The 15611-nt window shown below is 59.6% G+C and carries 14 protein-coding genes; 10 read left to right on the forward strand and 4 right to left on the reverse strand.

Annotation, left to right across the window (positions count from 1 at the left end; all coding sequences use genetic code 11):
- The first annotated feature begins 83 nt into the window (after positions 1–83).
- Together Q0106_RS10390 and Q0106_RS10395 are read left to right on the forward strand one after the other, a co-directional pair.
- Positions 84–506 carry a helix-turn-helix domain-containing protein gene (locus Q0106_RS10390; RefSeq protein WP_297612533.1) on the forward strand — a complete coding sequence of 141 codons (423 nt, stop codon included), beginning with the start codon at positions 84–86 and terminating at the stop codon, positions 504–506.
- A 116-nt stretch (positions 507–622) separates the two neighbouring features.
- A complete protein-coding gene (locus Q0106_RS10395; RefSeq protein WP_297612535.1) occupies positions 623–1339 on the forward strand; it encodes a Crp/Fnr family transcriptional regulator in 717 nt (238 codons plus the stop codon).
- A gap of 31 nt (positions 1340–1370) precedes the next feature.
- On the opposite strand, the gene Q0106_RS10400 is transcribed toward Q0106_RS10395, so the two are convergent.
- On the reverse strand, positions 1371–2249 hold the full coding sequence (locus tag Q0106_RS10400) for an alpha/beta hydrolase-fold protein (protein ID WP_297612537.1): 879 nt from the start codon (positions 2247–2249) through the stop codon (positions 1371–1373).
- 175 nt (positions 2250–2424) lie between these two features.
- Positions 2425–3588: an ATP-binding protein gene (locus Q0106_RS10405; protein ID WP_297612539.1), complete on the reverse strand. Its 1164-nt coding sequence runs from the start codon at positions 3586–3588 to the stop codon at positions 2425–2427.
- 134 nt (positions 3589–3722) lie between these two features.
- Here Q0106_RS10405 and Q0106_RS10410 point away from each other — a divergent pair, with 134 nt between their 5' ends.
- Positions 3723–4367 carry a cupin domain-containing protein gene (locus tag Q0106_RS10410; protein WP_297612542.1) on the forward strand — a complete coding sequence of 215 codons (645 nt, stop codon included), beginning with the start codon at positions 3723–3725 and terminating at the stop codon, positions 4365–4367.
- A 135-nt stretch (positions 4368–4502) separates the two neighbouring features.
- On the opposite strand, the gene Q0106_RS10415 is transcribed toward Q0106_RS10410, so the two are convergent.
- Positions 4503–6002 carry an FAD-dependent oxidoreductase gene (locus Q0106_RS10415; RefSeq protein WP_297612545.1) on the reverse strand — a complete coding sequence of 500 codons (1500 nt, stop codon included), beginning with the start codon at positions 6000–6002 and terminating at the stop codon, positions 4503–4505.
- A gap of 403 nt (positions 6003–6405) precedes the next feature.
- Here Q0106_RS10415 and thrC point away from each other — a divergent pair, with 403 nt between their 5' ends.
- The 7 genes from thrC to Q0106_RS10450 all read left to right on the forward strand — a co-directional run bounded on the left by thrC (position 6406) and on the right by Q0106_RS10450 (position 14207).
- Positions 6406–7845 carry a threonine synthase gene (gene thrC, locus Q0106_RS10420; protein ID WP_297612549.1) on the forward strand — a complete coding sequence of 480 codons (1440 nt, stop codon included), beginning with the start codon at positions 6406–6408 and terminating at the stop codon, positions 7843–7845.
- A complete protein-coding gene (gene mobB / locus Q0106_RS10425; protein WP_297612552.1) occupies positions 7842–8402 on the forward strand; it encodes a molybdopterin-guanine dinucleotide biosynthesis protein B in 561 nt (186 codons plus the stop codon). Before thrC ends, mobB begins: the two co-directional genes overlap by 4 nt.
- Positions 8403–8414: 12 nt before the next feature.
- The gene (gene glp, locus Q0106_RS10430; RefSeq protein WP_297612555.1) at positions 8415–9620 is read left to right on the forward strand and encodes a gephyrin-like molybdotransferase Glp; all 1206 of its coding nucleotides are present in this window, start codon (positions 8415–8417) and stop codon (positions 9618–9620) included.
- Positions 9621–9653: 33 nt separating this feature from the next.
- The gene (gene moaD / locus Q0106_RS10435) at positions 9654–9911 is read left to right on the forward strand and encodes a molybdopterin converting factor subunit 1 (RefSeq protein WP_297612558.1); all 258 of its coding nucleotides are present in this window, start codon (positions 9654–9656) and stop codon (positions 9909–9911) included.
- A 13-nt stretch (positions 9912–9924) separates the two neighbouring features.
- Entirely contained in the window at positions 9925–10383 is a 459-nt protein-coding gene (moaE, locus tag Q0106_RS10440) for a molybdopterin synthase catalytic subunit MoaE (protein WP_297612561.1), read from the forward strand.
- Positions 10384–10553: 170 nt separating this feature from the next.
- Complete coding sequence (gene clpB, locus Q0106_RS10445) at positions 10554–13169, forward strand: ATP-dependent chaperone ClpB (protein ID WP_297612564.1); 2616 nt, start codon at positions 10554–10556, stop codon at positions 13167–13169.
- A 234-nt stretch (positions 13170–13403) separates the two neighbouring features.
- The gene (locus Q0106_RS10450; protein WP_295489168.1) at positions 13404–14207 is read left to right on the forward strand and encodes a hypothetical protein; all 804 of its coding nucleotides are present in this window, start codon (positions 13404–13406) and stop codon (positions 14205–14207) included.
- An 82-nt stretch (positions 14208–14289) separates the two neighbouring features.
- Here Q0106_RS10450 and Q0106_RS10455 read toward each other — a convergent pair whose 3' ends face one another.
- A complete protein-coding gene (locus tag Q0106_RS10455; RefSeq protein ID WP_297612567.1) occupies positions 14290–15549 on the reverse strand; it encodes a hypothetical protein in 1260 nt (419 codons plus the stop codon).
- Between the last annotated feature and the right edge of the window lie 62 nt (positions 15550–15611).

Genomic DNA, 15611 nt, shown 5'->3' on the forward strand with positions numbered 1-15611 from the left:
CAGAAGACCCTCTTGATAGAGCCCGTTTCCTGAGAGTGTTTCGGGAGACGGGCTTTTTTTTCGCTTTCGATCCGTGATTTCTCATGAAGACGTCATATACGAAAACGAAGCGTGCAGCGGAAGAGTCGCTTAGGGCACGCGAAAAAGAAGGACGAATTCGCCCAGCCTTTGCCTCCGACGAGAAGAGACTTGCAGCACTAGAACTTTTCGATCTCGGCTTGGGCTATGTTCGGGCCTCGCGCATTCTGAATCTCTCAGCCAACACTTTGCGAGATTGGCACGCCAAGTGGAAGACAGGAGAATTTAAGGTGCAGCTTTCCGTCAATCAGTACCGCTACGGTGAAGAAGTAAAGTCGCGCGTTCGTGAGATGCGCCGGCGAGGCGCTACCTGGCGGGAAATCGAGGCAGCAACCGGAGTGTCCATTACTACCTGTCGGACATGGGTGTTACAGAATCAAAATACAAAATCAATTCGAGCTAAAGACCTATTGGATGATGATCCATGAAGTTCTGCTGCCGCTTGTTCGAACATGATGACGAATATTGCTCTCTATCTATCAAGCAAAAATTCTCATAGTTATCATGGGATAATGGGGAATGTAATGTCTTCTCCAATCCCATTATGCGCAGGATCTTCACCACATACCCGTATTTTCTTCCCGCGGAACCGGAGCCTTTCGTTCAGCTCTTTCGCGAGCACGGGACTCTGCGCGTCGTCAATAAAGGCGAGGTATTGAAGCGCGGCGGCGAATCGCAGCGGCTCTTCTTTCTCGAGGAAGGGCTTTGCGCCTACTGTGCGGCCGAAGCGCTCGATCATCGGCCGTACATCCTTTCCATTGTTCTGCCGGGGCGTGTGATGGGCGACATGACGGCAAGCATCCGCACGCGCTGCAATGTCTATACGCGCGCCCTGAAGAAGAGCCGCGTGCTTTCAATTCCGCCCGAGGTCCTTGCTCTTGCAATTGAGGAGCGCCCCGAATACGCGAAGCTCGAGATCAGGAACGTCATTGCGAAGGAAGAGTCGCTCCTTGAAGGCATGGCGGCCAATTTTCTGAGACCTCCTCAGGAGCGCGTCGTCATCTATGCCAAGTCGCTCTGCCGGATTACCGGGACGCTCCCGCGCGAGGACGGCTGGCATGCGCTGCCTCTGGAGCTTCCGGTTTCAACCATCGGCGAACTCGTCAATCTGAACCGCGTGAGCGTGTCGCGCATTCTGAGCCGCTGGATCCAGATGGGAGAAGTCCGTAAGGTTGGCCGGACGCTCTTATTTTCAGACCGGCTCTTTGCCTCGGTCGACGACTGGCTCGAAAACCGGGCGCCGCGGCATCCGCTGCCGTGACGCTTTTCCGTCCTCGCGATTGTTCGGCGCGTCACCGCGACAGAGGCTTCTGAACGTTCTCTGCCGGAAAAAGAACCTTGAGTGCATCAAAGATGGCGGGCGGCGCAACCGTGCCGTGAACTTCATCGGGGAAGAAGCGGACCTCCGTGCGGATCCCTTCTTTTTCGAGCGTGACTGCGGTCTCCTCCTTAAAGCGCTTCCCTTCGGAGAGGTGGAAGGTGTTTTCCTTTCTCGGCTTTGAGGCAAAGGCCGTGTAAAGCTTCGGAAGATTCGCAAGAGATTGAGCGCCTGCCGCACCATGCTGACGGGCGAACGCTGCGAGCTTTCCCTGGTCCCACCAGAGGCTCGGATCGAGCGCTGCGTAGAGGTCAAAGCGTTCCGGGTGCGTGAGGAGCGCATTGAGCGTGAAGAGGCCGCCGTAGGAGTGTCCGATCAGTATGCGGCGCATGACGCGCGTCCCGGCAGGCAGGCGCTTTTCTGCTGCGTCGCGAAGTTCTGTCGTGAGGAACTCCAGGAATTTGTCTGCGCCGCCGCCGAGACGTGCCGCTTTCTCGTCGATCGAGCCGTCCCGTCTGGCATTTGATGCCGTCGGCGTAAAGTCGCGCGTTCGATCGGTGCTGACGATCCCGACGACAGCGACAGGCCCGAGAGAAGAAATGCGCGAGGCTTCAAAGAAAGCGGCGGAGGCGGCGGCTGAAGCGAAGTGCTTTTCGGCGTCCAGGATGTAGATGACGGTGAGGTCGAGGGGAGTCTCAGAGCTCTTCTTTGCTTTGGGAGGCACTCTCATGAGAAAGGTGCGGTCTTCCTCAAGAATGCGGGAATGGATCGTCGCGGCGCTCGCGAGGAGCACTGGTTCGGCGTCCGTGCAGGGCAGTGAAAATTCCGGAACGCCGGCTGGTTCAGCAGCCATGGGCTGCGCGGCGAGAAGCGAAGCCGAAAGGAGTAAAGAGAATGCTGCAGCGGAGAGGAAGAGTTTTTGCATGACGAGCAGGAAATGATTTTCATTCGCAGAAAACCATTATCGCGTATACGCATCGTCTGCTGCAGTCATGACGCCTCTCGTCGATCAGAACGAGGGGTCGCCTTTATTCGTTATCCGTCATGCCCAGAAGGGGAAGTGCATTGGAAGGCGTTACAACATGAATGCGGCATTCCGGATAGGCGCTGAGAAACGCATTGCCGGGCTTGGCCTTAGCTTTCTCAGAAAGCTTGCATTCAAAAGCTTCCATCTCGCGATTGCGCACTTCGATGAAGTCGAGCTTGTTCGGCTTGTTGGTCTTGGTGCGCCAGAAGAAAATGCGCTTGCGGTCTCGCACCGTGTCGTGGATTTTGACGCGCTCCATGAAAAAGAAGTTTTCCCAGAGCTGACCGGCATCCGGCCGCTCCGATAAAGGCGAAAAGTCGCCGATGAGGGCATTCCGGATGCCGAGATCCGTGAAATAGATCTTTTTCCCTTTCTTGAGTTCGTTGTCGAGATTCTTTGAGTAGGACGGAACGACCTTGATGATGGCGCAGCGCTCAAGCAGGTCAATGTACCGTTCGACCGTGAGCCGGTTGAGCCCGAGATCGTTTCCAAGGCTTTCGAGGCTCACTTCCGACCCGATGCGGTAGGCGAGAAGCGAAACGAGATCAACAAAGCGGCTGCTGCGCCGGATGTCCGCGAGCCTGAAGACGTCCTTAAAGAGAATGCCGTCGACATAATCGGAAAGCGTGTCGATGGCGCCTTCAAAGTCTTTGACTGCAGCAGGATACGTCCCGTAAATCATGAAGTTGGACAAGTTGTCTTCCACATAGCTCCAGCTTCGGTGACGGGCGATTTCTTTCATTGAAAACGGCCACATGCGGCGCTCGGCAATGCGGCCGACGGCGGACTCCTTGATGCCGTCGGCAAGATCAAGCGAAGAGGAACCGGTGACGAAAATTCTCGACGGGTGTTCTCTCAATTCGTTCCTGTCGACAAGCATCTTGAGGATGAGGCCGATATTGGGAACGCGCTGGGCTTCATCGATGACGATGGTCGGCGCAAGCCTCAGGAACGCATCGACATCGTTTTCCGTTTCAAAGCTCAATCTGGCCGAGGCTGCGGGCAGATCGCAGTTGAGCCATCTCGTCTCGCCGTCATATGACGCCGCAAGGTTGCGCAGAAAGGTCGTCTTTCCGCACCGGCGGGGACCGATGATGACCGCGGCTGCGGGCGGCGTTGCGTTTGCAATGGCGGATTCGATCTCTCGGCGGACAAAGTCGGTCATGATTAATTTTCACTGGTGTAATAACGAAAATTATATATTTTTTTATGTTTAATCATTAAAAAATATCAGTGAGAAATCCGGCCATCAGGATTGCATGAGCGTCTTCAGACCCGAGTCGACGGAAATCTCTGAATTTGAGCGAAAGCCGCAAGGCAGCAAGAGAGTTCGACAAAGAACGGCAGACGGGTCCCAATAAGCTCAAGGCTGAAGTGCAGGCGCTTTTCTGCATCTTTAGAACGACTCACTGGAGCACCACCATGAAGCACATCCTCCTCACACTATCCGCTGCGGCGCTTGCCCTGACCGTCGGTACTGCAGCGGCCGCCGCGGAACCTCAGGCGCCTTCGGAAGCGCAGGTCAAAGCGATTTCCGCCTCTCTCCTCGAGGCGGGCGGCACGGTCTTTCCCATCGGCGTCGAGAATGTCGGCTATGCCAAATACTTCACGGGCCAAACGTTTCTGGCTTCCCTCACGCCCGCAGGCCAGTCGCTTGGCGTCTCGAACGTAACCTTTGCGCCGGGGGTCATCAATTTCTGGCATACGCATCAGAAGTCCTGCCAGGTGCTCGTCGGCGTCTCCGGCCGCGGCTGGTACCAGATCTGGGGCGAGGAGCCGAAGGAAATCCTTCCCGGAACGACCGCGACGATTCCGGAAAACGTCAAGCACTGGCACGGCTCGCAGCATGGCGGCTGGTTCCAGCATCTTTCCATCATGTCGACGGGTGCGGGAACGACCTGGATGGAGCCGGTGGATCCCGCTGAATACGCGAAGCTCAAGTAATTTGAGGGACGCGAAAAAAGTAAAAAAGCGGCCGGAAACCTCATCAGGCATCCGGCCGGGAGTGGAGAGATTCTGGATGGGAGAGAGAAAGCGCGATCGATCGGGATCGGCGCGCTTTCTCAGGACGTGAGGGGATTACTTCCGGGCCTTGATGTACTCAGCCGCGGAGTCGACCGCAATGCGGGCGGAATTGACCGCGAAGCCCACGGTGGAGCCCGCCATCAGAAGGTCGTAGGAGTCGCCGTACATGCCGCCCACGTCGTTGCCGGCAGCGTAGAGACCCGGGATCGGATCCTCATTCTGCGTGACGACTTCAAAGCGTTCGTTGGCCTTGATGCCGCCCAGGGTGCCGAGCGTCGAGGCAACCGACTTGATTGCATAGAAGGGGCCGGTCTTCACTTCGCGCAGGTACTTCGGGTCCTTCGCAAATTCGGCATCGTGGCGCACGGCGCAGTAGCCGTTGTATTCAGCAACAGTCTTCGCGAGCTTTTCGGGATTCATGCCGGTCGCCTTCGCAAGGCCTTCGAGCGTATCGGCCTTGAATGCCCAGCCCGCCTTCACAGCGGCATCCCATTCCTTCTGGTAGTTGACGAGCTTCGTGCCCACCGGAACCATGACGCCGACGCCGAGGTCGATGCCCTGGTCGGTTTCCATATGGTCGAGCGTCTTCTGATCGTAGACCACGTACATCGTGCCGCCGATGCGTTCAAGGGCGTTGCCGGCAAACGGCCACTCGAGCATGATCTGCTCGTTGCAGAAGCGTTCGCCCTTGGGCGAGAGCCAGAGGTGCGGCTGCTTGGCGGTGGCGCTCACGTGGTTGGTCGTCCCGACGCCGCGGGGACCCGGACGGTAGGAGGCCTGCACTTCGGTGCCTTCCTTGCCGCCGCCCACGGACCAGGCCATGCGGATGCCGTCGCCGGTCTTCCCGGTCTGAGCAAGGCCGTCGGCATCGGCAAAGCGCAGATACTTCTCGCGCATTTCCTTGTTGTCGAAGAACCCGCCCGTGGCGATGATGGTGGTCTTTGAACGCACGGTAATCTTGTCGCCCGCCTTATTGGTCGCTTCAACGCCCACGACGCGGCCGTTCTCCTCAATGAGCTTTTCGCCCCAGGTGTTGAGGAGCAGCGTCTGGCCGGCGTCCTGGTACTTCTTCATGAAGAGATTGATCCAGCCCGCGCCGCGGCCTTCATAAATGTGCCAGGTGTAGAGGCCGTTCGGGTAGTTGGAGAAGAGCTTCTCGAACTTGACGCCCTGCTTCTTCATCCAGTCGATCGTCTCGGCCGAACGGTCGACGAAGGCGCGCACCATGCGGGCGTTGCCGCGCCAGTGGCCGTAATTCATGATCATAGTGAACGCTTGATCCTTCGTGAGGCCGTAGTTCCAGTCGCGCTGCATGGAGCTTTCGACGGCGAAGATGCCTTCAGAGAATTTGCCCGTACCGCCCACCATTGCGGACTTTTCGAGCGTCACGACCTTGAGGCCTTTTTCCGCTGCGGCCCAGGCAGCGGCGGAACCCGAGGCCCCGGCGCCGATCACGACGACGTCGGCGTCGTAGGTCCGGTCTTCGGCAAGTGCCGGATTCATGGCAAGAACGACGGCCGCAGCGGCGGCGGCGAGCTTGAATGCGTGCTTCATGACTTTTTCTCCTTTTCTGAGGGCGCCCGTTCTTCTGGTCATCGGGCACCTCCGAAGCGTTTTTTTCTTCAACACGCTATTTTTGAATCCTCTGCGCCCCCCTGTCTGTAGTCCCGGCTACAGCTTTGGAGGGAGGAAACAGCAATTGACCTTATCCGGAAGGCGTGCTTTGGGGATATCCGAAAGAAGGGTATTGGGGGAGCAGGGAAATTTCCGCACCACGGGAGAGCCCATGGGTTTAGCCATAAGGTACGATTTCATGAATACGCCATTGAAGCAAACTGGCGACACTCGATTCTGCCCATGGCTTTCCGGCACTCTCAGTTCCTGAGAGACGGCTTTCCTTCAGAGGAAGCAAAGCGCCGCCGGAAAAATCCGGGCCCCCGAACGGAGATCTCTCAACATGCTCTACATCTCGACGCGCGGCGCCGCAGACGGCAAGACCTTCGCAGACATCGCCTTTGAAGGCTTCGCACGGGACGGTGGTCTTTACGTCCCTGAAAACTATCCCAAATTCTCTTCAGAGGATCTCGCGCTCCTTCGCGGCCGCGACTTCCCGAGCATTGCGCTCGAGGTGCTCCGCCGCTTCTGGACGCAGATTCCCGTGCCGGATCTCTGGGGGCTCTGCCGCGATGCCTGGCAGCCCGCGAACTTCGGCAACGGCCGCGATCCCTTCAAGGCCCACGACGTCGCGCCCATCAAGTGGCTTCATGACGGCGTGGGGCTCTATGAGCTCTCGAACGGCCCGACCCTCACTTTCGACGACTTCAGCCTCCAGTTCCTGAAGCGCCTTCACGCGAAGCACTTGGGCACCGAACCCGAAAACATCACGCTCCTCGGTGCCACGACGGGCGACATGGGGGCGTCGGCCGAATACGCCTTCGGCGACCGGAAGGACACGCGCGTCGTGATGCTTTCGCCCAAGGACAGAATGTCGAAATTCCAGTCCGCGCAGCTCTATTCCAATCAGGACGAGAACGTCCTCAACCTCGAGGTCGAGGGGACTTTCGACGACTGCCAGGAACTGGTCTACAAGCTCCTCGAGGATGAGGAATTCCGCAGGACCAACAAGCTCGGCGCCGTCAACTCCTACCTCTGGGCGCGAATCGCCGTTCAGGTGGCCTGCTACTTCTACGCCTACATCCAGGCAACGGGCGCGCAGAACGAACAGGTGGTCTTCTGCGTTCCGGGCGGCAACTTCGGCAACGCCTTTGCGGGCTACGTTGCGCGCGCGATGGGGCTTCCGATCCTGAGGATCCTCGTTGCCACCAACGAAAACGATGCGATGGACAGGTTCCTCCGTACGGGCGTCTACAGCCCCCGGCCGGCAAGCGAAACGATCGCCACTTCGTCGCCCTCGATGGATATTTCGCGCGCGGCCAATTTCGAACGCTTCCTCTTTGAAGTGCTCGGACGAAACGGCGTGCGCGTGAAGGAACTGATGCAGGACCTCGAGGAAAAGGGCTCCTTCGAGCTTACTCAGCAGGAATTCTCGAAGGTTCGCCGCTCCGGCCTCGCCGCGGGCACGTCCAATCACGCGAACCGCCTTGAAATCATCGAGTCGCTCAATATCGAGTACGCGACGACGATCGACCCGCATACGGCCGACTGCCTCTATACGGGCGTCTACCTCCATCCGGTCGGCGTGAAGACGATCTGCTTCGAGACGGTTCAGGCCGTGAAGTTCCCGAAGATGACGATGCAGGCAACGGGGAAGACGGTGCCCTTGCCCCCCGCCTTCTCGGACATCTTCGAGCGCGAGCAGAGAAAGACCACGGTTGCGGTTGATGCAGCCCGCATCCGCGAGGCTGTTGCCGCCTTTGCGTCGAAGCCCTGGGCATGACGTTCCGGAAAAAGCCCTTTGCCGTGGGCTTTATCGGCCGTTCCGGGTCGGGAAAGACGACGCTTGCTGAAAAAGTGCTCGCCGAACTCGTGAGGCGCGGCCGCAGGGTCTCCGCCATCAAGGACGCGCATCACGGGATCGACCTCGACCGCCCGGGCAAGGACACCTGGCGCTACCGGGAGGCCGGCGCCTCCCGCGTCATCCTGCGCACGGCCGAACGCTGGGCGGTGATGTCGGAAACGCCCGGAGGACCGGCACCTCTTGCGGAACTGATTGAACTCGCGGGCGAAGCGGACATCATTCTGATTGAGGGCTTCAAGCACGAGGGAAGCTTCCCTAGAATTGAGGTTCGCCGCAGGGAGGCCGCTAAGGAACCCCCGCTCGCAGAGCGCGGGGAACTGAAGAACCCTCCCGTTGCGGTAGCGACGGATTTCGATGAGCCGGGATTCGAGGGAATCCCGCGCCTCAGCCTGAACGATCCGCAGGCGGTTGCAGACTTTATCGAGGATCTGATGTCCGGAGAGACCGAAACGGAAATCCGGGAAGGATCCTTTTGAAGGACAGAATCGATGATTACCTATGCTGAGGCGCTCGCCATGCTTCTTCGGGAAGCCGAGCCCATTCATGAGACAGAAACCATTCCGCTCATGTATTCCACGGGCCGCGTGCTTGCCGAAGACGTGACGAGCATGATCGACGTTCCGGGCTGGGACAATTCCCAGATGGACGGCTACTGCCTGAGGGCGGCTGATCTCGCCTCCGCTTCGGAAAATGCTCCCGTGCGCCTTCCCGTTGCCGAGCGCATTGCTGCGGGCAAGGTGGGCGTCGCGATTGAGCCCGGCACCTGCGCGCGGATCTTTACGGGCGCACCGATGCCGGAAGGCGCCGACACCGTCGTGCCGCAGGAAGAGGTGGAGCGCGAGGGCGATCTGGCGGTATTCAGAACGGCTCCGAAAAAGGGCGCCTGGGTGCGCCGTCAGGGTTCCGACGTTGCCGCGGGTTCGGTGATTCTCAAAAAGGGCGTGCGCATGACGCCGGGCGCCATCGGCATGACGGCCTCGATCGGCCGCGCCTACGTCACCGTCTACCGCAAGCTCCGGGTCGGGGTCTTCTTCTCCGGCGACGAACTCGTGCAGCCGGGCGAACCCCTTCGCCCGGGCGGAATCTACAACTCGAACCGCTTCATGATCCGAAGCCTCCTCACGCTCTTCGGCTGCGAGGCGACGGACCTCGGCAGCATCCCCGACAGCCTTGAGGCCACGAAGCGCGCGCTCGAGCATGCGGCTGAAACGTCGGACGTCATCATGACGACGGGCGGCATGTCCGTGGGCGAAGAGGATCACATCAAGCCCGCCGTTGAGGTGCTCGGACGGATCGACCTCTGGCGCGTCAAATTGAAGCCCGGAAAGCCCCTCGCCTTCGGCGAAGTGAAGGGCGTGCCCTTCATCGGCCTCCCCGGAAACCCGGTCTCGGGCTTTGTCGTCTGCCTCATGATGGCGCGCCCCTACCTCATGCGCAAAATGGGCCTTGTCAAGGTCGACATGACGCCCATGAAGATCCGCGCGGACTTCGACTGGGCGAAGCCCGGCGACCGCGAGGAATTCGTGCGCGTGCGCAGAAACGACGAGGGCGGGCTCGATCTTTATCACACGCAGAATTCTCAGGTGCTCTCAAGCTGCGCCTGGGCGGACGGCCTCGTCGACATTCCGGCGGGCGCGTCGGTGAAGAAGGGCGACATCGTTCACTACTTCCCCTTTGCGCAGTTCTTCGCCTGAGGACCGGCGGCTTTTCCAGAAGGATTTTTTTTCATGCAGGTAAAAGTGCTTTATTTCGCGAGCCTTCGCGACAAGATCGGCAAACCGGGCGAAATGATCGACATCCCGGGCGAAGCGTCGACGCTCGCCGGCGTGCGCGAAGCGCTCGTCGCCCGGGGCGAGCCCTGGGATTCGGCCTTTAAGAATCTGAAGCGCATCCGCGGCGCCGTCAATCAGGAAATGGCCGAGGATGACGCCGCCGTGAAGGACGGCGACGAGGTTGCCTTTTTCCCGCCGGTGACGGGCGGCTGACGGGAGGTTCGTCGTGGCATTAACCACCATCCGGGTGAGCCCGGAGGATTTTTCCGTTGACGCCGAAGTCGCCCGCGTGCGCGAGGCGAGTCCCTCCGCAGGGGCCGTCGTTTCCTTCGTGGGCGTCGTGAGAAACAGGAACGACGGCGCGGCCGTTTCGAAGATGACGCTCGAGCACTATCCCGGCATGACCGAAAAGGCGCTCGGGAAAATCGTGGAGAAGGCCCGCGAGCGCTTTCATCTCGAAGACGTCGTCGTCATTCACCGCGTGGGCGACCTCTCTGTAGGCGACCAGATCGTGCTCTGCCTCGTTTCCGCGCCCCACCGCGGCGAAGCCTTTGAAGGCTGCGAATACATCATGGACTGGCTTAAGACCGAGGCGCCCTTCTGGAAGCGCGAGACGACGCCCGAGGGCGAACGCTGGGTCGACGCCCGCGAGTCGGACGACCGGGCAAAGGCCCGCTGGGGCTAGGGGTCCCTGCCAGAAGTCGGTAAGAGCGTCAAACATCTCTTTGAAACCAAACGTAAAAAGGGCGCGTTCCGCGGGGGACGCGCCCTTGATCTTTTGCGCTCCACCCCCATATGTATTTCATATTCGGGATGATCCCAATACGGAGCGTCCCAAAGGGAGATTTCATACATATGCGTCAAGACAAGCTCACGACTAAGTTCCAGGATGCGCTCGGCGCGGCTCAGTCGCTTGCACTCGCCCATGACAACCAGGTCATGGAACCCCTGCATCTGCTTGCAGCCGTGCTCGCCGACAATGAAGGTTCGAGCAGGAGCCTGCTCGAGCGTGCCGGCGTCAATGTGCAGCGCTTAACGCGCGACGTGAACGAAGCCATCGACCGTCTGCCCAAGGTGACCGGTCAGGGCGGCGACATTCAGGTGTCGCGCGATCTCGTCAACCTTCTGAACCTCACTGAAAAGGAAGCGATGAAGGCGGGCGACGAGTTCGTCTCGACCGAGATGTTCCTTCTTGCGCTCTCGGACGACCGTTCCGAGGCCGGGCGCCTTGCGAAGGACGCCGGTCTCACGCGCCGTGCGATGGAAGAAGCCATCAAGGCCGTGCGCGGGAGCGACACCGCGGACAACCCCGATGCGGAAAATCAGCGCGAGGCTCTGAAGAAGTACACGATCGATCTGACGGCTCGCGCCCGTGAAGGAAAGCTCGACCCCGTGATCGGCCGCGACGACGAGATTCGCCGCACGATGCAGATTCTGCAGCGCCGCACGAAGAACAACCCCGTGCTCATCGGCGAACCGGGCGTCGGCAAGACGGCCGTCGTCGAGGGGCTCGCTCAGCGCATCGTCAACAACGAAGTGCCGGATACCCTTCGCGGCAAGACCATTCTTTCGCTCGATATGGCGGGCCTCATTGCGGGCGCCAAGTACCGCGGCGAATTTGAGGAGCGCCTCAAGAAGCTTCTGAAGGAAGTGACGGACCAGCAGGGTCAGATCATTCTCTTCATCGATGAGCTCCACACCGTTGTCGGTGCGGGGAAGACCGAGGGGAGCATGGATGCCGGCAATATGCTCAAGCCCGCCCTCGCAAGAGGCGAACTTCACGTGATCGGCGCGACCACCCTTGACGAATACAGAAAGTACGTCGAAAAGGATGCCGCACTCGAACGCCGCTTCCAGAAGGTGATGGTCGACGAGCCCTCTGTTGAGGACACGATCGCCATTCTGCGCGGTCTGCAGGAAAAGTACGAAGCGCACCACGGCGTCGAAATTACCGACCCCGCGATTGTTGCCGCTGCTGAACTCTCGCACCGCTACATCACCGACCGCTTCCTTCCCGACAAGGCGATCGACCTCATTGATGAGGCCGCTGCCCGCGTCAAGATGGAAATCGATTCGAAGCCTGAGGCGCTCGACAAGCTCGACCGCCGCCTCATTCAGTTGAAGATCGAACGCGAGGCGATGAAGAAGGAAACGGACGATGCGTCTAAGAAGCGCCTCCAGGTGATCGAAGACGAAATCGCCAAGCTTTCGCGCGAGTATTCCGACCTTGAAGAGGTCTGGAAGAAGGAAAAGAGCGAGGCTCTGGGCGAAAAGTCGGTCCGCGACGAAATCGACCGCGTTCATCGTCAGATGGATGAATATAAGAGAAGCGCGCAGTACGAAAAGCTCGCTGAGCTCCAGTACGCCGTGCTCCCGAAGCTCGAGGAGAAGTTGAGAAGAGCCGAGAAGGCCGAAGCACGCACGGAAGCGAGCGAAAAGGGGCCGAAGCTCCTGCGCACGTCCGTCGGTGCTGAGGAAATCGCTGAGGTGGTGAGCCGCGCGACGGGGATTCCGGTCTCGAAGATGATGGAAGGCGAACGCCAGAAGCTTCTTCACATGGCTGAAGCCCTTGAGAAGCGCGTGGTCGGCCAGAACGAGGCGGTGCGCCGCGTGACGGAGACGATTCTGAGAAGCCGTGCCGGCCTCTCAGATCCGAACCGCCCCTACGGCAGCTTCCTCTTCCTGGGGCCCACGGGCGTCGGCAAGACCGAGCTCACGAAGGCGCTCGCTGAATTCCTCTTCGACACCGATGAGGCCATGATCCGCATCGACATGAGCGAGTTCATGGAAAAGCACAGCGTGGCTCGTTTGATCGGCGCGCCTCCGGGATATGTTGGCTATGAAGAAGGCGGCTACCTCACGGAAGCCGTCCGCAGAAAGCCCTATTCGGTGATCCTCCTCGACGAAGTCGAAAAGGCCCATCCGGATGTCTTCAACGTGCTTCTGCAGGTGCTCGACGACGGGCGCATGACGGACGGCCAGGGCCGTACGGTGGACTTCAAGAACACCGTGATCGTCATGACCTCGAACCTGGGCGCTCAGGAAATCATGGAGATGACGGGCGAGCCGCACGAGAAGGTGAAGGATGCCGTGATGAAGGAGGTGCGTCAGCACTTCCGTCCGGAATTCGTCAACCGCATCGACGAGATCGTGGTCTTCAATTCTCTTGACGCGAAGAACGTGAAGAAGATTGCCGAGATCCAGTTGAAGCAGCTGAAGAAGCGCATGACCGAGCAGCAGATCGGCCTTGACGTGACGGAAGCCGCGCTCGACGAAATCGCGAAGGTGGGCTTTGATCCGCAGTTCGGCGCAAGGCCTCTGAAGCGCGCGATCCAGGACCGCATCGAAAACGGCATTGCACGCCTCCTCCTCGAAGGGAAGGCTGCGCCCGAGGATACGGTCAAGGTTGACGCCAGGGGCGACGAATTCACCTTCACGGTGGAAAAGCCTGCGGAGAAGGAAAAGGCCTGAGGGCTTTGATCCTCTCAATGCCCGAGGCGCCCGTTCTATCCGGGCGGGCGCCTGAGGCTTCATCGAAAGCTTTAGGAAAAGGCGCATGGGAAAAGGAACTCTGCCTCCTTCGTCCCGTGCGCTTTTTCGTTTCTTAAGCCGGACGCAAGACGCCGGCGCGAGAATCCCGCACATGGCATGGCGGAGGAAGAATATCCGGAAAGCGCCATGATTCCCTCGTACAGGAGACTCAACGTGAAAAAGACGGTTCTTGCGCTTGCCCTTTTCGGCATCGCGGCCGGCGCCGCTCAGGCTGCCGATTCGCAGATTCTGAATTCGCTTCTTGCCTGCAATGCAAGCTACTTCAAGGCCATTGCAAAGGATAAGAACATTCCGGAAACGCTCAAGATCCGCTCCGGCGACATGGCGTTTCTTAAGGTCGAGAAGCAGCCCCTTGACATCGTGATGTTCCCGAAGCCCTTCAAGGACTCGGGCCTCACCGTGACGGGCTACGTCTTCAACGACGAAATCATCCGCTATCCGGGCGTCCCCGACATGCACACCCACTTCTGGGGCCTCATCGTCAAGGAAGACTGGAAGAAGGCGATCGACGCCTTCAAGGTCGACTGGGAAGCCGTGGATACGCGCCACATGTCCGCGCACGCGAACCGCATGGTCCGCAGCAACAACGAACCGGTCTGGAAGCCCTACAAGCGCCCGGACAACTACGAATATCCGGAAATGGACATGACGGAGCGCGCCTTCCACATCCAGCCCTACAACGGCCAGACGATGATCTTCTGCGCCATGCAGACGGCGGGCGCTCCTGAAGCGGCGATCATTCAGGAAGTTCGTCCGGACCTCCTCCAGGGCGAAAACAAGGTGCCCATCCGCGAGGAAGAAATTCAGAAGGATCAGCCGAAGGCGGATGCGAAGAAGCTCCCCGAGGGTCACCCTGAAATTCCGGCGGGCGCGAAGCTCCCCGAAGGCCACCCTGCAGTTCCGGCGGGCGCCAAGCTCCCGGAAGGTCATCCGGACATCTCGGGCGCGAAGAAGTAATTTCTTCCTGAAGAACCCAATGAAAAGCCCGGCTCCTTTACTGGAGACCGGGCTTTTTCAACAGCCTTTGAACTCTGAAAAGTTAGTTGAGCATCATGCTCGGCATCGTCGGACGCGGCATGGCGTCCTTTTTTCTGAGGGGCTTCTGAATGTTGTGGATGGAGTTGTAGAGGCGGTCCATCGTGTCGGGCTCAGCCGTGAGCCAGGGACATTCGCCGTGAATGGGGGTCTTGAGCTGAATGCCTTCCATCTCAAACTGACCCACGATCATGTTGGCGATTTCGCCCACGGCCTGAGAGACGTTGGGTCCCGAGGGGAGCGGAATCGGAACGCCCGAAATCAGATCGTCGGGGGCTTCGGGGCGCGCAAAGGCGACGCGAAGCTCTGAATAGCCCTTCAAGGGATCGGAGAAGGCGCCGAGGCTCACGATCAGGTTTTCGGGCGGAACATTTTCGTCGAGCGCCGTGCGGGTGAAGACCACCATGATGCGCTTCAGGCCCGTCACGTAGTCGAGCTGCCGGACGGTGTCGTTGAGAAGCGTGGGTTCGGTCACGCAGAAGCGAAGCCCGCGGCCGCAGCGCACCGAAAGGAGCGCCGTGAGTTCGGCACCCCAGCGGGTCTTCAAAATGGCTTCGCTCGTGAGCACCGCGTTCTTGCCTTCATTCGTCGCAAACCCGAGGAACCGGAAGGGGCGCTTGAGAGCGGGCTTCTCTCCGCGCGGCGTGCGCACGGTAAAAAGAATGAGGCGAAAGCGCGCGGCAATGTCGGTGCCGTCCTCTTCGTCGAGCGTGTAGTCGATCCCTGGCAGGTCGATCGAATCGAAGGTCGGGATGAAGTCCCCCTTCGAGCGCATCATCTGCCGCAGAAACCGCTGCGACTCTCCCGCATCGACGAAGGCGCGGTGGTTGATGGGCATCAGATGCTCATAGATCTGAATCTTCGCGACCGACTCGTCGAAATATTCGTCGAGAAGAAGCGCCCTCAGCTTTTCGGCATCCTCGCGCGTGAGGCTTTCCGCGGCGAGCGCCTGGTTTTCCAGCCCGTAGGCGAGAAAGCCCGCGGCATAGAGGGTCGTCACCGACCCGTCCTCGCGCTCCGCAGCGACGATCTGGTCGTCGAGCTCGGCGTAGCCCGCCTGCTCGATAAGTTCCGTGATCTCGCGCGGATATTCCGAGCGGAGCTTCTCGAGCTCGTCATCGAAGACTTCGCTGAAGGCCATGGGGTCTTCGGCATAGAGACGGCGGAAGGCGCGCAGATAGCATTCGCGGTCGGCGCTGGCAGTATTGCGGCCGATGAAGGGAAGAATCTTGCGCAGACGCGCGGCGAGAGAACTCGATGACATTGAAAGTTATTGAAAAACGGGAAAAAGACAAGCGCTTTGAAGGGCGCTCATTGTAGCGCAAT

Source organism: uncultured Sutterella sp. (assembly GCF_937923675.1).
GTDB lineage: Bacteria > Pseudomonadota > Gammaproteobacteria > Burkholderiales > Burkholderiaceae_F > Sutterella.